Origin of the sequence: Salinivibrio sp. ML198 (assembly GCF_001996015.1) — a bacterium.
Lineage (GTDB): Bacteria > Pseudomonadota > Gammaproteobacteria > Enterobacterales > Vibrionaceae > Salinivibrio > Salinivibrio siamensis.
The window spans coordinates 58661-76617 of sequence record NZ_MUEZ01000008.1 but is presented as its reverse complement, the minus strand read 5'-3'; the positions used below and the strand labels follow the sequence as shown (position 1 = coordinate 76617).

General features: G+C 50.5%; 14 protein-coding genes and 1 pseudogene. 14 read left to right on the top strand and 1 reads right to left on the bottom strand.

The genetic code is table 11. The features are described from left to right. Positions 1–2 precede the first annotated feature (2 nt). The 5 genes from BZG25_RS07305 (at position 3) to flgL (ending at position 6116) form a co-directional block, all read left to right on the top strand. Positions 3–791, top strand: coding sequence for a flagellar basal body L-ring protein FlgH (locus BZG25_RS07305; RefSeq protein WP_046075045.1), 789 nt, complete (start codon positions 3–5; stop codon positions 789–791). A gap of 58 nt (positions 792–849) precedes the next feature. Then, positions 850–1905 carry a flagellar basal body P-ring protein FlgI gene (locus tag BZG25_RS07300; protein ID WP_369795706.1) on the top strand — a complete coding sequence of 352 codons (1056 nt, stop codon included), beginning with the start codon at positions 850–852 and terminating at the stop codon, positions 1903–1905. Between the two features lie 8 nt (positions 1906–1913). Then, positions 1914–2864: a flagellar assembly peptidoglycan hydrolase FlgJ gene (gene flgJ / locus BZG25_RS07295; RefSeq protein ID WP_077638753.1), complete on the top strand. Its 951-nt coding sequence runs from the start codon at positions 1914–1916 to the stop codon at positions 2862–2864. Between the two features lie 169 nt (positions 2865–3033). After that, on the top strand, positions 3034–4911 hold the full coding sequence (flgK, locus tag BZG25_RS07290; RefSeq protein WP_046074960.1) for a flagellar hook-associated protein FlgK: 1878 nt from the start codon (positions 3034–3036) through the stop codon (positions 4909–4911). A gap of 11 nt (positions 4912–4922) precedes the next feature. Beyond that, positions 4923–6116: a flagellar hook-associated protein FlgL gene (gene flgL / locus BZG25_RS07285; RefSeq protein ID WP_077638752.1), complete on the top strand. Its 1194-nt coding sequence runs from the start codon at positions 4923–4925 to the stop codon at positions 6114–6116. Positions 6117–6222: 106 nt separating this feature from the next. Here flgL and BZG25_RS07280 read toward each other — a convergent pair whose 3' ends face one another. Next, entirely contained in the window at positions 6223–8325 is a 2103-nt protein-coding gene (locus BZG25_RS07280) for a tetratricopeptide repeat protein (protein WP_077638751.1), read from the bottom strand. A gap of 445 nt (positions 8326–8770) precedes the next feature. Between BZG25_RS07280 and BZG25_RS07275 the strand changes: the two genes are divergently transcribed. The 9 genes and pseudogenes from BZG25_RS07275 to BZG25_RS07235 all read left to right on the top strand — a co-directional run. Next, entirely contained in the window at positions 8771–9913 is a 1143-nt protein-coding gene (locus BZG25_RS07275; protein ID WP_046074957.1) for a flagellin, read from the top strand. Positions 9914–10181: 268 nt separating this feature from the next. Further along, positions 10182–11306: a flagellin gene (locus BZG25_RS07270; RefSeq protein ID WP_077578001.1), complete on the top strand. Its 1125-nt coding sequence runs from the start codon at positions 10182–10184 to the stop codon at positions 11304–11306. A gap of 56 nt (positions 11307–11362) precedes the next feature. Further along, entirely contained in the window at positions 11363–11791 is a 429-nt protein-coding gene (locus BZG25_RS07265; protein ID WP_046074955.1) for a flagellar protein FlaG, read from the top strand. Between the two features lie 18 nt (positions 11792–11809). Next, a complete protein-coding gene (gene fliD, locus BZG25_RS07260) occupies positions 11810–13168 on the top strand; it encodes a flagellar filament capping protein FliD (protein ID WP_046074954.1) in 1359 nt (452 codons plus the stop codon). Beyond that, on the top strand, positions 13168–13473 hold the full coding sequence (locus BZG25_RS07255; protein ID WP_052708064.1) for a hypothetical protein: 306 nt from the start codon (positions 13168–13170) through the stop codon (positions 13471–13473). Before fliD ends, BZG25_RS07255 begins: the two co-directional genes overlap by 1 nt. 12 nt (positions 13474–13485) lie before the next feature. Continuing rightward, positions 13486–13890 (top strand): flagellar export chaperone FliS, encoded by a 405-nt coding sequence (gene fliS / locus BZG25_RS07250; RefSeq protein WP_046074953.1) that lies wholly within the window; start codon positions 13486–13488, stop codon positions 13888–13890. Positions 13891–14053: 163 nt separating this feature from the next. Further along, the gene (locus BZG25_RS07245) at positions 14054–15538 is read left to right on the top strand and encodes a sigma-54 dependent transcriptional regulator (protein WP_077638750.1); all 1485 of its coding nucleotides are present in this window, start codon (positions 14054–14056) and stop codon (positions 15536–15538) included. A 138-nt stretch (positions 15539–15676) separates the two neighbouring features. Continuing rightward, entirely contained in the window at positions 15677–16726 is a 1050-nt protein-coding gene (locus BZG25_RS07240) for a PAS domain-containing sensor histidine kinase (protein ID WP_046074951.1), read from the top strand. Further along, positions 16723–17880 (top strand): annotated as a pseudogene (locus BZG25_RS07235) (sigma-54-dependent transcriptional regulator); the annotation flags it as partial. The gene BZG25_RS07240 and the pseudogene BZG25_RS07235, both read left to right, overlap by 4 nt. Positions 17881–17957 lie beyond the last annotated feature (77 nt).

Genomic DNA, 17957 nt, shown 5'->3' with positions numbered 1-17957 from the left:
CGGTGCAACGTATATTAATCCCAGGCCTTTTCCTTGCCACCTTGTTGGGGCTAGGTGGCTGTTCATTGCCGGGGCAACAAGACACAGGCAGTGATCTTGACCAAGCGACCTCGACCACCGACGCGGTCGAAGGGGACACCACACCGGACAGCGAAGGCTTGATTGGCTTATTGCGTCAACGTGAAGACCCCAAAGCGGATGATCCAGCGTGGTCGCCAATCCGGCCGCAACAAGCGCCCGAGCATTACGCCACGGCGACAGGATCCTTATTCAACGTGAATGACCAGCGTGACCTGTACGATGGTTCAAAACCACGTAGTCTGGGTGACATTGTGACCGTGATGCTGGAAGAAAACACCCAAGCGCAAAAAAGTGCCAGTTCTGACTTGGCTAAATCCAATGATCTCAGTATGGATCCCTTATCACTAGGCGGTGAGGAGATCACCATTGGCGAGCGAACACTGTCGTACGAGGTCAGTAACGACAACTCGGTAACCGGCTCCACCTCGGCGGATCAGAGCAACAGCCTGCAAGGCTCTATCTCTGTACAGGTGGTGGATGTACTCGCGAATGGGAATTTGATGGTACGCGGTGAAAAGTGGCTTACTTTGAACTCCGGGGATGAATATATCCGCCTCAGCGGTACAATTCGCCCGGCCGATATTGGCCCTGACAACACCATTGCTTCGACCCGTATTTCCAACGCTAGAATTCAGTATTCAGGGACAGGTGAGCGACAAGATACCCAAGAGCAAGGCTGGTTGGCACGATTCTTTAATGTCACCTTGTAGCCCTACAATGTGTCGGAGAGTTGACGTGAAAAAGTGGTTGTTATCGATAGTCTTGCTGATGGTGGCGATGCCAAGCCTCGCCGCGCGCATCAAAGATGTGGCGGAGGTCGCAGGGGTACGCAGTAACACCCTAACCGGCTATGGCTTGGTGGTGGGGTTACCCGGTACAGGTGAAAGCACGCCCTTTACCGATCAAAGCTTTAAGTCGATGCTGGAAAACTTTGGCATCCAATTGCCGCCAGATATCAATCCTCAATCAGCTAACATTGCCGCCGTTGCCGTCACCGCTGACTTGCCCGCGTTTGCAAAACAAGGTCAAAAACTTGACGTTACCGTGTCGTCGATTGGTTCGGCAGAGAGCTTACGTGGTGGCACCTTGTTACAAACTTTTCTCAAAGGCTTGGATGGTAATGTCTATGCGACCGCACAAGGAAACTTGATTGTAGGCGGTTTTAGCGCCACCGGTGCTGATGGCTCTCAGTTGGTGGGCAACACCCCAACCGTTGGACGGATCACTAATGGCGCGTCCGTTGAGCGGGAAGTTCCTAATCCTTTTGGTCGTGGTGATTACCTGACTTTCAACTTATTCCAATCCGACTTTACTACCGCACAGCGTATGGCGGATGCGGTTAATCGCTTTCTTGGTCCGTCAACCGCATCAGCTATGGATGCAACCTCAGTGAGAGTCAGAGCGCCGCGTGATGTTAGCCAGCGTGTGGCTTTCTTATCAACGGTTGAAAATATTGAGTTTCAGCCGGGTGATGCGGCAGCGAAAATAATCGTTAATTCTCGCACTGGCACGATTGTGGTCGGGCAAAATGTGCGCCTTCGCCCTGCGGCGATCACCCATGGCGGCATGACGGTCTCGATCCAAGAAGACTTCAATGTTGATCAGCCTAATCCATTAGGTGGCGGTGAAGCTGTGGTCACGCCTGATACCGAGATCAATGTTGAGGAAGAGCAAGGGCGGATGTTCCACTTTAAACCTGGCGTGACATTAGACGACTTAGTCCGCGCCGTGAATGGCGTTGGTGCTGCACCCTCCGATCTCATGGCGATTCTGCAAGCGCTGAAACAAGCTGGGGCCATTGATGGCCAATTGATAGTGATATAGGGCAACGCATGAAATCTCCTGTTGATAGTCAATTTGTACACGATATAAGCCAGCTCGACTCACTACGTCGCCAAGCCGTGAAAGGGGAAGAAGGGGATGAGCAAGCGGCGTTGCGTTCAGCCGCCGAGCAGTTCGAGTCCTTATTTACCCAGATGCTGTTCAAGTCAATGCGTGATGCCAATGAGGCGTTTGAGTCTGACTTAATCGACGATCGTACCTCGAAGTTTTATGAGCAGATGGCCGATGAACAAATGGCCAGTGAACTAAGCCGAGAGGGCTCACTGGGCCTCGCGGATATGATTGTTGAACAATTAGGCAAAGCGCAAGGCGACAGCCAGCCAGATATGAATGAAGCGGCTCGCGCGTCGGCGCAATCTTTGCCGTTGGATCAAAACCGTAGTCGAGAGGCAGCAGAAAAAGCGATTGCGGCGCTCGATAGTCAGTCTATCGCGCCGCCAGTCGCTAGCACCCCTGCGCCCCAACGTTCAGAAGGCTTCGATTCGCCTGATACCTTTGTGAACACGCTGGCACCGCATGCTCGTCGCGCGGCTCGCGCGTTAGGTACGGATCCGGCGATTATTCTTGCTCAAGCAGCACTAGAAACCGGTTGGGGGAAAAAGGTTATCGCCAATGCCCGCGATAACAGTCATAACTTGTTTAATATAAAAGCGGATCAACGTTGGGGAGGCGATAAAGTCGCCACACAAACCCTGGAAGTGTATGACGGGATCCCGGTCAAAGAAACGGCAAGCTTTCGGTCGTACCCCTCCTATCAAGAGAGTTTTGACGATTTCGTCTCATTTTTGCGTGACAACCCGCGCTATGAGCAAGCTTTATCGCAATCTGCGCAACCTGAACAGTTTATTCGGGCGCTTCATCAAGCCGGATATGCCACCGATCCGGAATATGCCGATAAAGTCATTCGTGTGCTCGACCAAGTGCGTGGCATGATGGACTAAGGCGGCGGCAGGCAAGAGCTTGCCGTTTTTACTTCATCTTGCTTCAATTGTACTCTTGAACTCCTTAATGTATTGTTTTAATTAGACAATAACTCAAATTCACTCCTTGGCTCAATTTTTGCTTAACCCCTAGTATCTCGTTTTAATTGCCGGGTTATTTGGAGGCACAATGGGCTTGGACCTGCTTTCCCTTGGGTCGCAAGGCGTACTGACTGCGCAGCGACAGCTGAATACAACAGGTCACAATATCTCTAACGTGAATACGGAGGGATATAGTCGTCAGTCGGTTGAGCAAAAAACCAATGATGTCCAGTTTTGGGGCGGCAATAACTACGGCACCGGTGTCCATGCCGCGGCAATACGCCGCAACTATGACAAGTTTGCGGTCAACGAGTTAAATGTCTCGACGTCAAACCTTTCTCATGCTGCTGCCCGCAATGAACAGCTTGGGCGGCTTGACGATATGATGGCGCATTCGGCCAAAAAAATACCCGAGAATATGAACGAATTTTATGGGGCGGTCAAAGGGCTGGCAGATAGCCCCAGCGACATGGGCGCTCGTAAAGTCGTGCTTGAGAAAGCGCGTATGGTCGCTTCTGGTATGAACGATGTTTATGGTGTGTTGCAGCAGCAATCGATTGATACGTCCTCGCAAATTGATGCCACCGTCAAACGAATGAATGACATTGGTCAAGAGTTGGTGGATGTGCATAAAGCCATACTGAAAACGCCCGCCGAAGCCAATGACTTGTTAGACCGGCATGACAAGCTGATCCGAGAGCTCTCTGAATATACCCAAGTGAGCGTAAACGCGCGAGAAGATGGGCTATTCAACGTGATTATCGGCAGTGGCCATATGTTGGTGTCTGGCATGAATAGCAGTGAATTGACCACCTTGCCGGGTAAGCCTGACCATCAAGAGCGTCGTTTGGCGTTGGTGGAAGGGAAGACAGTGAAAGCGATTTCTAATCAAGACATCCGCGGCAAACTCGGGGCATTGTTTGAATATCGTGATGATACCTTAGGACAAGCGCGAGACGAATTAGGTCGGATGGCCATTGGCTTCTCTCAATCTCTCAATGACTTACAGAGTCAGGGTTTTGATCTGAATGGGGAAGTGGGAAAGAATATTTTCACTGACTTTAACAATGACCGTATTGCCAGCGCCCGAGTGATCCAAAACGGCGACTCTACCGCTGACTTAAAAGTCTATATCGATGATCTTCAGCAGCTCAAGCGGGGCGATTATCAACTGAAATTTGATGGCACCCAATATACCCTGACATCACCGGATGGAAAGCAATCGACGGTGACACCGAGTGGCACCCCGCCTAGTTTTAATGTTGACGGAATGCGAGTGCAAGTGGATGCCGGCTTGGCGGCCAATGAACGCGTATTGATTCGTCCCGCTCGCTCAGCGGCAGGGCAAATGCGTGTGACCATGGAAGATCCGGCAGATATCGCGGCGCAAAGTTATGTCAGTGCAAGCTCGGTGAGCCATGGCGACGGTGATGTGCGAATTCTACAAGCCGGTGGACAAAAAGAGTTTCAAGTGCGGATCTCCCCCGATGGTAGCCAATTTGCGGTGACCGACCCTAAGGGGCAAGTCTTGGTCGCGCCACAGGCCTACCCACCGGGTGGGCCGGTTGATGTCAATGGCACCATCATTGAGGTCAACGATAAAGCGGCACCGGATGATGTGCTGGCTATCAGCCTTATCCCGGCTGATGGTGACAATAGTAATCTTATCCGTATGCAGGAGCTGCAAACGGAAAAACTAATGGATAACGGTCGCTCGACGGTGCTCGATGTCTATGAGGGACTAAGTACCGATCTTGGGGTACAAAAAGCCTCTTATGAGCGTCTGCAAGATGTGAGTATGGTTGAACACGATGCCGCAGAAAGTCGTGTGGCGGAAGTGTCTGGGGTGAACCTGGATGAAGAAGCGGCCAATATGATGAAGTTTCAGCGCGCGTACATGGCGGCGTCACGGATTATGACCGCCGCTAACGAAACATTTGACTCTCTGCTCAATGCAACGCGATAAGGTAGGACAGTATGATTAGTCGTATTGCCAGCTTTCACAATTACCAGTCGGTCTCCAACGACATTATGCGTCAGAATGTGAAGGTGCAGGATAACCAAGAGCAGATGGCGACGGGGAAACGTGTTATTACATCCGGTGATGATCCGGTGTCGTCTATCTACATTCAAAACTTTCGCCAGCAAGATGAGCAGATTGACCAATTTATCGACTCGATAACGTTAGCGCGAAATCGACAAACTCGCGAAGAAATCGCGATTGATGAGTCCGAACAGCTCATGGACGGCGCGAAACGCAAAGTGATGGCGATGATCAACGGCTCGTTATCGGTGGAAGACCGCACCGCGCATCGGCAAGATTTGCAAGGGATGTTTGATAACTTTATGGACTTGGTGAACACCAAGGATGAGTCAGGCAATTTCTTGTTTTCTGGTACCCAAACCAGTACGCAGCCTTTTTATCGTGATAGCCAAGGCAACGTGCGTTATGCGGGGGATAGTTACTTTCGTACGGCCCAAGTAGCCCCAGCGGTAGAAGTGCCGACGTCTGATCCAGGCGATAAACTGTTTATGGAAATTGATAACCCTTTTGGTGATTATCAGCCTGAATACGATCTTGAAGACGGGTCTTTACTGCTGATGGCAAAAGCGGAAAACACCAATGATGCGGATACCTCTAACTATTCGATGTCTTTTGACGTTAATGCAAGTGGGGACACCACCTATTCTTTGATGCAAGATGGTACTGAGGTCAGTGCCGGGCTCTATGATCCTCAAAACGGCGTTGAGTGGAACACGCTGAAAATGACTTTCGAGGGTGAGATGAAGCCAGGTGATACCATTAATCTTGAAAGGCAAGACAGTTTTAACGTTTTTGATTCGTTTAAAAATGGTGCCGCGCTGTCTTATGCCGATATTGACGATGCGTCTGCCACAGCAGAACTCCACCAAGTGACCGAACAGTTTGCAGCAGCCTTCAAGCATTTGAACAAGGCTCGTTCAGAAGTGGGAACACGACTGACCACCTTAGATCGGCAAGAAAGTATGCACAAAGACTTCAAGTTGGTACTCAACCGCTCACTGGGCACCATGGAAGACTTGGACTATACCCAGGCGGCCATCGATATGAACGAGGACATGCTCGCGCTGCAAGCGTCCCAACAGGCCTTTGCCAAAACGAAAGATCTCTCGCTGTTTAATTATATCTAACCCAAAGCGTAAGCCTTTGGTGGCCACAAGGTGCCGAGAATAAGAGAAAAACGGGGTCGCATCAGCGGCCCCGTTTTGTATTCGTTTAGACTTGCAGTCTCATCCTTTAGGGGCAGAGGTCACTCACCATACGGTGTGCCATGGCATCGAGCAGGGGTTGCTTATCTCTGAGCATGGGCGGATAACTGAACGCGTACTCATGGTTCCCCGGCATCGCGTCAGGGGTTTGCATATCACTGTGCTGATGGCCGGCAAAAAACACATAACATGGGGTGCCAACGGCGACGGTCAGCCTGTGTACCGCTGTCCCTGCGGTAAACACACCAGACAATTGTTTGATTGTGTGCGCCGTCCCCATAAAGTCATTTTTAAGATCCAGTCCCGGCAAGGAGACGATCTCGACCCCCGTTTGTTTCTTAATTTTACTGAGTTCTTTATCACACTCGCCATATTGCAAATTGACAAATTGGGCATTGGGGCAAAGCTGGCGCATGGTTTTTATCCAGCCAGACAATTCATCCGCGACCAAATAGTGAATATTACGGGTGGCGGCGGCGAGGCCACTTCGCCAACACACGCCAAACACGGGCCCGTGTTGATGTAGCTCGGCTAACGGGGCGATCCAAGGCGCATCGGCGGCGACATCTGGGACAATGTAGGTTTGGTGATACAAATGGCGCCCAAAGTGTTGGTAGCACAGGCCCGCCAACGAGCCACCGGCAATCCAACTATCAATATCGGCTAGGACATGCTCTGGCACAAAAATGTCTTTCCCGTCAGTACGAGAAATGGGCACAATTTCCGTGCTGGGGAAAGCTTGGCGTAGTAGGGGCTCTAAGCGGGGATCACAGCCGACATACACTTTCCGAGCGCGTTCAACCACCATGGCAACATTGTGAAAATAAGCCAGTTCATCTCCAACCCCTTGCTCGGGCATGATAAGCACGGCATCGGTTTTTGGCCGAGATAAATCCCAACGGGGTAAGTTGCCGTGATATTTGAGGCGGCGACCGCATTCAATCCCAGCTTCATTGGCTTGGTAGAATTTCTCCCAGGCCATTTGCGTACGATAGACAAACGCCAGGTTAAATCGCAGTGCCTGATCATCCGGCTGCGCCGATAGCAATGCTTCTAGACGATGCTGTGCTTGCTCAATATCGCCCATATACCAATCAAGCTCGCCCAGTTGTGCTTGTAACGTATTGGCTTGCTTATCCTTGACATGATTGAGCGCCTTGAGGTGGATCTGGTAGCAATCGGTTAATTTATTTTGGGTAAATTGGTGGTGCTGCTTGAGTAGTTCGAAGGTCGCACGGGCATAGGCATAATGTAACTCACCGCGCTCAGGTTCATCACGCAAACATTGTTTGGCCAGTTTACTTGCTTCTAGCCAGTTAGCTTCATTGAGATAAACCACCAGGAGTTGACGCAAAAATGCCGTGTCTTGCGTTTGCTTATAGGTCGTTAAACAGCGCTGGCGCGCGCTGGCATACTCCCCCAGTCCGGCTTCTGCGCGGATGAGTAGCAGTTGCCAAACTGGATGAGCCTGTGCTTTTTCACTGCCACGTAGTAGCAATTGTTGTGCTTTGCCGAACGCTTTCTGATCCAATGCTTGTTGCGCCAATGCCATCAGCGCCGGTGGGTAATCCGGCTCCAGCGTGAGTATGGTTTGGTAAAGCTGCTCAGCTTGGTCACTATGCCCATCAGCGACCAAATCAGCCGCCACTGACAAGGTTTTGTTAATTTCATCGGCCAGCCCTTGGTTTTTTAGCTGGTGGAGCTCGTCACGCAAAGCATGCGTTCGACGACTCTCTCCCTGTAGGCCGAGTTTGGCCGTCAACTGCTCACGCAAATTAAGGATGTCTTGGTTCGTCGGAGCGGCGGCAAACAATGTCTCAACAAGTTCCATGGCCGCGTGATTATGCCCTTGTTGCGTCAATAACTGTGCCTTATCGAACAACAAAGACAGATCGTCAGGGGCATGCTCAAGCGCGTGGTCAAGGTGAGCCATTGCTTGCGTGTGTTGCCCCGCTTCCGCATCCAATACGGCCAGCACTTGCCGCACTTGCACGGTATCGGGTGCGTGGCTCAGTATTTGCTCGAACACTTGCCGCGCGTCGGTTTTCTTCCCTTCTTGGTAAAGACGAATCCCGAGCTGGAAGGCGTCATCCAGCGTCAAATTAGTGTGGCCGTCATTGTCTTGCGTCATCGGTTACATCGTCCTGTTATCCGTGAGAGCCTCGCGTATTACCGCAAGAGGCTGGCGAGCATCGATAAGCCAATAATTTAGCAAAAAATATGCCTCGCGTCCGGCTGTTGAGCGAAGTTGGCCGCTAACTTGCAGGCTAACGCTCACATAGACGGCAAAAAGCTAGGCGAGGCATTGCCGCACCTTGCCGCCAAGCACAGAAAAGCGGCAGCGTTTTTTGAATCAATTTTGGCTATCAGGACAACGAAAAGCATTTAACATTATGATTTTTAATGATTTATAAAAGTTGGCACACATATTGTATTTATTCGAACAAGCGGCCAGTTTTTGAACGGGCTGATTTTGAAACTGATTAACAAGCTGTTCCCGCAGCACCGCCAAACACAGTGCAACACGTCGCGGGTAGGCTGTTTCGCAAAGCAAGCGAAAGTCAAAGGAGAGCAAAATGGGTGTAACAGTTAACACCAACGTGTCTGCGATGACTGCGCAGCGTTACCTGAATAAAGCGACCGATGAGTTGAATAATTCAATGGAACGTCTGTCGTCAGGTAGCCGAATTAACAGTGCTAAAGACGACGCGGCGGGTTTGCAGATCTCTAACCGTTTGGTTGCCCAAACACGAGGCCTTGATGTGGCAATGCGAAACGCCAATGATGGTATTTCGATTGCGCAGACTGCCGAAGGGGCAATGCAGGAATCGACCAACATTTTGCAGCGTATGCGGGATCTTTCCCTCCAGTCTGCAAACGGTGCCAATGGTAAATCTGAGCGTGTCGCTATCCAAGAAGAGGTAGAAGCACTGAAAGATGAGCTTAACCGGATTGCTGAAACCACGGCGTTTGGTGGCCGTCGATTGCTTAATGGCTCGTTTGGTGAAGCCTCGTTCCAAATTGGTGCGGATGCCGGTGAGGCGATCATCATGGGACTATCGAGTATTCGCGCTGATGATTTCCGCATGGGTGGGGTCGAGTTCACGGGTACTCAGCCAAAATCGGCAGGGTGGGAAGTCGATCCTGCGGCGGCAACGTTGCAGCTGCAGTTTACTACTAAAGATGGCCAAAACGTGAGCATGGCCATCGCCGCGAAAGCGGGTGATGATGTCGAGGAGCTGGCCAGTTACATTAATGGTCAGTCTGGCGAAATGTTAACCGCCTCAGTCGATGAAGAGGGTCAACTTCAAGTCTTTATCGAAGAGCACAAAGTTGAAGGTGCGGTGACCTTTGGTGGCGGACTGGCGACCTCGTTGGGGATGGTGTCTGGCAATGGTGATTTGGTCACCGCCGCCGACCTCGATGTGTCGGATGTTGGTGGCGCGCAAATGGCCGTTGGGGTGATTGATTCGGCTATGCGCTATATTGACAGCCAACGTGCGGACTTGGGTGCCAAGCAAAACCGACTCAGCCACACCATTAGCAACTTGTCGAATATTCAGGAAAACGTGGCGGCATCGAATAGCCGGATCCGCGATACCGACTTTGCCCGAGAGACCACGGCAATGACCAAAGGGCAGATCTTGCAGCAGGCGGGCACCTCCATGCTGGCGCAAGCGAAACAGATGCCACAAGCGGCACTGAACCTTCTGCAATAATTCTCTTCATATCAACACACTAAAAGCGGCAATGGGTTGCCGCTTTTTTTTGTGCCATTTTTTCGCAAAATCTTGCTAAAGATATTTCTCCTTTGGGCGTTAACCTTCATAGCGCCTTACGGCAGTGGTGTAAATGCACCGCCAAGCACCGACAAAAAAAGCTAAAGCTTTCTCAACGTGCGCCGCTAAATGGGTTGTGAACAATTTTGATACTGGTTTTCCCTGGTCAGCTGGGCGAAGCCGGACCTAGAACCAAAGGAGAATAGTTATGGCTATTACTGTTAACACTAACGTCCCTGCGATGACTGCTCAGCGTTATTTGAATAACTCAACGGATGCGCTGAACAACTCGATGGAGCGTTTGTCATCCGGTTCTCGCATTAACAGTGCTAAAGACGACGCGGCAGGCCTTCAGATTTCTAACCGTTTGATGGCACAAAGCAGTGGTTTGGGCGTGGCTGTACGAAATGCGAATGACGGCATCTCAATGGCGCAAACCGCTGAAGGTGCGATGGAAGAGTCAAGCAACATCTTGCAACGGATGCGTGACTTGTCACTGCAATCAGCTAACGGTGCCAACGGTGACTCTGAACGTGCTGCAATCCAAGAAGAGGTTGTTGCGCTGAAAGACGAACTGAACCGTATCGCAGAAACGACCTCGTTCGGTGGTGCTAAACTGCTTAACGGTACCTTCGGTACGCGCTCTTTCCAAGTGGGTGCAGACGCCGGTGAAGCTGTGATGATGGAGTTTAAAAACATCCGTGCAGACCACAGTGAAATGGGTGGGGCAAGCTTTACGGCGGCTAACGCAAAATCAGCAGGTTGGACGGCGACTGCCGGTGCCACCATGGCAATCAATATCACTAACGCTGACGGCACGTCTACGTCTATCAACGTGACGGCCAAAGGCGGAGATGATATTGAAGAGATCGCTACTTACATCAATGGTCAATCTCAAGACAAGCTGAGCGCGTCTGTGACTGAAGATGGCGAGCTGCAAATCGTAACCGGTGCTGGATCAGATGCGACCTTCACCGGCGCCTTGGCAACATCTCTAGCCATGGGTACCAAAGTAGATGAAACCATTAAAGATGTTGATGTTTCGTCTATGGGTGGTGCGCAAAAAGCCGTGGGTATGATTGATAATGCAATGCAGTTTATCGACTCTCACCGTGCGGAATTGGGTGCGAAGCAAAACCGCTTGAGCCACACCATTGCCAACTTGGATAACGTTAATGAAAACGTCTCGGCCTCTAACAGCCGTATCCGTGATGTGGACTTTGCCAAAGAAACAACCAACTTGACCAAGTCACAAATCTTGCAGCAATCTGGTACCTCTATTTTGGCGCAAGCCAAGCAGGCACCACAAGCCGCACTGAGCTTGCTCGGTTAAACCATTCACGAGTGGCGGCCTAATCGCCGCCGCTACGTTTTGGGAGGTGAATAGCGATGGACATTTCATCCGTTACAAATTCATCCCTGCCGCACTCAGTACACTCTGATGGCACAAAGGTTGCTAGAGATGTAAGAGTTGGAAAAGTACGCCCAGATCCGGTCAGCCAGCACCAGCAGGCAGAGCGTCGTGAGGCGAGAGAGTCAATGCAACAACGCCGTGTAGAGCAGTCACAGCGCATTGAGGAAAATCGTCAGCTACAACGCAAACAACTGGAGAAGTTGGTAGAGCGGCTCGATGAGTTTATGTCCGACTTTAACAAGGGGCTCGCATTCCGTTTGGATGAAGACACAGGACGCAGTGTGATCACCGTTTATGAAATGAACAGTGGTGACATCATCCGTCAGATCCCAGAGCAGGAAATGTTAGAGCTTGCTAAGCAATTGTCGCAACACGCGCGAGGGCTTGTCACAGAAAAGGTATAACGAGGTGAGAGAGTCGTTATGAGTGTTAAGGCAGCAGGCATGGGCGGTGGCATGGATATCAACTCCATGGTCACTAAAATCGTGGATGCTGAGCGTGCACCTAAACAAGAGCGTATCGTCAAACGCATGAATGATGTCGAAACCGACATCAGTGCGTTTGGCCGCTTAAAAGAATCTCTCGATAAACTCAAAACCCAAATGTACGATTTTCGTCGCAATGAAGGTTTTGCGGCGAGAACCACATCAGTTAGCAATCCAGACGCACTTGGCGCCAGCGCGACGCCAGATGCCATCCCCGGTCGTTATCAAATCGATGTTCAGCAACTCGCGGGTGCACACAAGCTTGTGTCACCGGGCGTTGATGCTGATGCGTCTTTAGGTAGTGGCAAGCTCACTATTACCATGGGTAATCGCACCAGTGTGATTGATGTTCCCCAAGGCAAAGACAGCTTGGCAGACATCGTGCGTGCGATTAATAGCGATCCGAAAAATCCCGGTGTACAAGCGTCGCTTATCCAAGATGATAGCGGCGCACGCATGGTGTTGAATGGCAATAAAACGGGGGCGGATAATCAGGTGGAAGTCAGTGTTGATGCGCAAGTGGGGAGTGCGCTTCATCAGTTAGGCTTCAAAGCGGGACAAGCCAATAACGGCATGGCACAAATGCAAGCTGCACAAGATGCCAAGATACTGATTGATGGTATCGCGTCAGTCTCCAGTGCCACGAACACCTTTGATAATGCCATCGAAGGCGTATCACTGGAAGTCGCGCAAACCAGTGATAAGCCGTTGGCACTCGCCGTTGAACATGACCGAGAGTCTGTACGTTCGACCATTACGTCGTTCGTCGATAATTACAATGCGTTTTTCCGTGTCTCGCAAGCGGTCAGTAAGTATGACCCTGAGACCCAGCAAGGTGGCCCTTTGGTGGGGGAAAGTGTCATTCGAACGGCAACCAGTCGATTGCGCAATCTTTTCTCGTCACCGATTGAGCAAGCCCCGGAGGGAATGAAAACCCTGAGCGAGCTTGGTGTCACTACCACTATGGACGGTCGTCTAGAAGTCGACAACAAGGTGCTTGATCGACAACTGCGTCAAAACTTTAACGCATTGGAAGGTTTTTTTGGTGGTAATGATGGCTTTGCGCGTCAGCTTGAACAAGTCGTCGGCGGCTTTACCGGCGCGGGTGGTGCGATCAGTAATCGTGAAAGCACATTGTCAGAGCAAAAACTTCGCCTTCGTGATGATCAACGAGAGTTAGACCGCCGCATGGAAAACTTAGAGTCGCGCACCATGCAGCGCTTTTCTGCGATGGAAGAAGCCACCTCGCAAATGCGTTCACAGTTACAAGCTATGCAAAACATTATGCCGGGTTAATGATGACCCAGGTATCCGAATGGCTCGACGCACTCGAGCAGATTGATGAAGCAATTGCGCAGCAATTGAGCATGAGTGACATTGATTCAGAAAAACTGGCTCAGCAATTGCATGACAGACAAGCGTTGCTTGAGCAGATTGCAGCGTCGCCACAAGCGCCGAATCAACAGCAATGGTCTCAGGCGTTAGCGAGAACAGAAACGCTCATTGATGCACTCGAGGGGCAGAAAGCCGATGCTGCCAAGCGCTTGTTACAGCAGCGCAAGGGGAAGCAGTCTGTGCAGCTGTATAAGAAATTTCAATAAGTGAGGAAGACTATGAGAGGCTCACTACAGGCCTACAAGAAGGTCTCGGTTGACAGTCAATTAAGCGCTGCGTCGCCTCATAAGGTTATCCAAATGCTGATGGCCGGCGCGATTGAGCGCTTAATTCAAGGCAAAGCTGCCATGGCACAAGGCGACTTATCCGTCAAAGGTGAGCGGTTAGGTAAAGCGTTAGATATCATTATTAATCTACGTGCATGTCTATCAATGGATGATGGCGGCGATATTGCTGATAACTTAGACGCCATCTATGACTTTATGATTCGTCAGGTGAGTACCGCGAATTTGGAAAACAAACCGGAACCCATCGACGATGTGATTGAGCTGTTAAGAGAGATAAAATCCGCTTGGGACCAGATCCCTTCCGAATACCATAATATGACTCAAGCGACCAGTTAAACTGCCTATCAAACCACTGACATGGCACTGGAGTCACAGGTTTACTGTGTCTCCGGTTGCCTTATGCGCGTTCTCTATTACAATGTCTTGATTAAAATTGAGATTGTTGTTGCTTAAAAGCGACACAATTATAAAAAGTTATCAGGGCAGACGTATCTCACACATGCAAGATTTAGCAAAGATCCTCGTTATCGATGACGATGACCAGTTTCGTCACGATCTCGGCGTGATACTCGACTTTATCGGCGAGCGTTACGCGCTTCACTCGACGACAGATGTCAGTGATGCACTTTGGGAGCAAAACTGGGGCGCATGTTTTCTTGGCCACGTCCGCTCGACACCGTTACTTGAAAAAGTACTTGAGCAGCTTGCTACCTATCATCACGTGCCTGTGATTGCGATTCGACGCCACGATCGTGAGCTTTCAGGGTTACCTAACTATGTGGGTGAACTTGGGCTACCTTTGAACTACCCGCAATTATTCGATGCACTCCATCATTGCCGCGAGTTTGCCGGTAAACAGGCTTTCAGTATTCCACAGTTGTCTGGCGATAATACCGCCTTTCATAATATGGTGGGCAAAAGCGATGCCATCGAACAGGTCCGTCATCTTATTGAACAGGTCGCTTTTACCGAAGCCAGTGTTTTGATCCTCGGTGAATCCGGTACCGGAAAAGAAGTGGTGGCGCGTCATATTCACCATGCCTCATCGCGCGCGTCTGGCCCCTTTGTGCCCGTCAATTGTGGGGCGATTCCAGGAGAGCTGTTAGAAAGCGAACTCTTCGGTCACGAGAAAGGTGCCTTTACGGGCGCGATTTCAGCGCGTAAAGGGCGCTTCGAACTGGCGGAAGGCGGAACGCTGTTTTTGGATGAAATCGGCGACATGCCGATGCCAATGCAAGTCAAATTGTTACGTGTGTTGCAAGAACGCACGTTTGAGCGAGTGGGAGGCAACAAAAGCATTCGCGCCAATGTTCGCGTCGTTGCCGCGACCCACCGTACGCTAGAAACCATGATCAAAGACGGTGAGTTTCGAGAAGATTTGTATTATCGACTCAATGTCTTTCCTATCGAAATGCCAGCGCTGCGCGAGCGAATTGATGATATTCCGCTATTGATCCATGAGCTCATGTCTCGTCTCGATGTGGAAGGTAATGGTCGGATCCATATTTCACCTCGCGCGATTCATTCGCTGATGGAGCATGAGTGGCCAGGCAATGTACGCGAGCTGGCTAATCTCATTGAACGTTTGGTTATCTTGTATCCTGGGCAAATGGTCGATGTGAACCATTTGCCAGCTAAATATCGCTACAGTGATATCCCTGAATTCCAGCCTGAGGCCTATTCGGTCGAAGATACTGAAATGGCGGAGCGTGATGCGCTAACGGCGATGTTTCATGAGCCGGACGAACCTGCTTTCGAAGAGGATATGCCAGGCTTTGCAGATAGCCCAGGGCTCACAAGCTTGCCGCCTGAGGGGGTTAACTTGAAAGAAACCCTCGCCGAGGTTGAGATTGATTTGATTAAGCAGGCGCTAGAGGCGCAGTCTGGTGTGGTTGCTAGGGCGGCTGACATGCTGAGTATGCGGCGAACGACACTGGTAGAAAAGATGCGAAAGTACGGATTGAATAAGGAAGAATTAATCTAGAACGACGAGGCGTCAAAAAGCGGAGTCAAAAAAATGACTTCGCTTTTTTGTCTTCAACTATCTGATAATATTATTTATTTTTATGGCATAATCTCTGCTTAAGTGAGTAAAACCTTGATCGAAATGTGTGTTGCCTAAATGGAAACCCAATCTTCGCCACTGGGATCAGTGGATCAACAAGTCACTCGGTATAAGCAAGTTCTCGATGTGATGCCAGCAGGCGTTATTTTGCTTGATGCGAATGGCCGTGTCGCTGAAGCCAATCCAGAGGCACATCGCCTTCTTGGGGAACCGCTTACTCAGCAGCGATGGTTTGATGTGATTCAACGCGCATTCTCGCCGCGAGATGATGATGGACACGAAGTCTCTCTCAAAGATGGTCGTCGGGTGAAGCTTGCCATTTCTGCGTCCGATTCAGGGCAACTTATCTTGATCACCGACATGACAGAAACCCGTTTATTGCAGTCGCGCGTCAGTGATCTGCAACGGCTATCGTCGTTGGGGAAAATGGTAGCGTCGCTGGCACATCAAGTGCGTACGCCGCTATCTAGCGCGATTTTATATGCGTCGAATCTTGGCGCGCCCAACCTCAACGATGCGACACGGCAGCGGTTTCAATTCAAACTGTTAGACCGGCTACATGACTTGGAAAAGCAAGTGAATGATATGTTGTTGTTTGCGAAGGGTGGCGACAACAAAGTGGTTAAAGTGTTTACCGTTGAGCAGTTGTTTAACGAGTTCGAGCCGATGGTGGATGCGGTGATTCAAGGTCACGATGTTGACTTTGCCATCAACAGTGATGATGAGAGTCTTGCGTTGCTCGGTAACCCCAATGCATTGGCCAGCGCGCTGAGTAACTTGGTCGTCAATGCCGTTCAAGTGGCAGGCAAGGGCTGCCAAGTTGTGGTTGATTCGCGCCAACAAGGCGATAATTTATTGCTGTCTGTTGCGGACAATGGTCCTGGGATTGCGCCTGAACTGCAAGCGAAAGTTTTAGAGCCTTTTTTTACTACACGACAGCAAGGTACAGGTCTTGGCCTCGCCGTTGTGCAAATGGTGTGTCATGCCCATGATGGCAAGCTCACCTTACAATCGGAGCCTGAAAAAGGGGCCTGTTTTACATTGTGTTTGCCGCTCGCTAAGGGTGTAGCGGCAGAGCAGGGTAAGAGCGTAGGAGAAACACAATGAGCCAAACCACAGTGCTAATCGTTGAAGATGATGAAGGTTTGCGCGAGGCGCTGGTCGATACCCTAGCCTTGGCGGGATACCATTGGCGTGAGGCGGACAGTGCAGAGCAAGCCCTAGTGACACTCAAAGCCGAGCCGATTGATATTGTTGTTTCAGATGTACAGATGGCGGGTATGGATGGCTTGGCGCTTTTGCGCTCAATCAAAACACATATGCCGAATTTACCCGTTTTGCTCATGACGGCTTATGCCAACATTGAGGATGCGGTCGCTGCCATGAAAGAGGGGGCGATCGACTATATGGCCAAACCCTTTGCGCCTGAAGTGCTACTTAATATGGTCAGTCGCTACGCCCCGGTTAAAAGTGACGACTCGGATGCCATTGCAGAGGATCCTAAAAGCGTCGCCTTGTTAGCCTTGGCCGATAAGGTTGCCAACACTGATGCCAACGTGATGATCCTTGGACCCTCAGGGTCGGGTAAAGAAGTGATGGCGCGCTATATCCATGACCATTCTACCCGCGCGAGTGCCCCGTTTGTCGCGATTAACTGTGCCGCGATTCCAGAAAACATGCTGGAAGCAACCCTTTTTGGCTATGAAAAAGGGGCGTTTACCGGTGCTGTGCAAGCTTGTCCGGGAAAATTTGAGCAAGCCCAAGGTGGCACTATCTTATTGGATGAAATCAGTGAGATGGATTTGGGGCTACAAGCCAAACTGCTCCGTGTGTTACAAGAGCGAGAGGTGGAACGCCTCGGGGGTCGCAAAAGCATTCAGCTTGACTTGCGCGTGCTTGCTACTAGCAACCGCGATCTAAAAGACTATGTTGCCCAAGGACACTTTCGTGAAGACTTATATTACCGTCTGAATGTGTTTCCCATCACGTGGCCTGCGTTATATGAACGCCCAGGTGACATCATCCCGTTGGCAAACTATTTATTATCACGGCATTGTCAAAAACAAGGTCTCCCTTGCCCAAGCATACAGCCTGACGCTGAGCAAAAGTTGTTGAATTACACCTGGCCGGGCAATGTCAGGGAGCTTGATAACGTGATGCAGCGTGCCTTGATACTGGCAACCCAATCTCATATTCAAGCGACAGATATTTTACTTGAAGGGCAAGACTGGCAAGATGCCTCGAGTTTACAAAGTAAGGTGATGGATAGCCAATCAACCGTTTCGGCGACAACGTCATCTTCAGTACCGAGTCATGATGCGATGGAAGCGCAGTCTAA

Bases quoted from the DNA above. Each gene is read 5' to 3' on its own strand.
- flgK (WP_046074960.1), top strand. From the start codon at position 3,034: ATGGGCTTGGACCTGCTTTCCCTTGGGTCGCAAGGCGTACTGACTGCG.
- BZG25_RS07245 (WP_077638750.1), top strand. From the start codon at position 14,054: ATGCAAGATTTAGCAAAGATCCTCGTTATCGATGACGATGACCAGTTT.
- BZG25_RS07240 (WP_046074951.1), top strand. From the start codon at position 15,677: ATGGAAACCCAATCTTCGCCACTGGGATCAGTGGATCAACAAGTCACT.
- BZG25_RS07275 (WP_046074957.1), top strand. From the start codon at position 8,771: ATGGGTGTAACAGTTAACACCAACGTGTCTGCGATGACTGCGCAGCGT.
- BZG25_RS07300 (WP_369795706.1), top strand. From the start codon at position 850: ATGGTGGCGATGCCAAGCCTCGCCGCGCGCATCAAAGATGTGGCGGAG.
- BZG25_RS07280 (WP_077638751.1), bottom strand. From the start codon at position 8,325: ATGACGCAAGACAATGACGGCCACACTAATTTGACGCTGGATGACGCC.
- fliS (WP_046074953.1), top strand. From the start codon at position 13,486: ATGAGAGGCTCACTACAGGCCTACAAGAAGGTCTCGGTTGACAGTCAA.
- flgL (WP_077638752.1), top strand. From the start codon at position 4,923: ATGATTAGTCGTATTGCCAGCTTTCACAATTACCAGTCGGTCTCCAAC.
- BZG25_RS07265 (WP_046074955.1), top strand. From the start codon at position 11,363: ATGGACATTTCATCCGTTACAAATTCATCCCTGCCGCACTCAGTACAC.
- fliD (WP_046074954.1), top strand. From the start codon at position 11,810: ATGAGTGTTAAGGCAGCAGGCATGGGCGGTGGCATGGATATCAACTCC.
- flgJ (WP_077638753.1), top strand. From the start codon at position 1,914: ATGAAATCTCCTGTTGATAGTCAATTTGTACACGATATAAGCCAGCTC.
- BZG25_RS07270 (WP_077578001.1), top strand. From the start codon at position 10,182: ATGGCTATTACTGTTAACACTAACGTCCCTGCGATGACTGCTCAGCGT.
- BZG25_RS07255 (WP_052708064.1), top strand. From the start codon at position 13,168: ATGATGACCCAGGTATCCGAATGGCTCGACGCACTCGAGCAGATTGAT.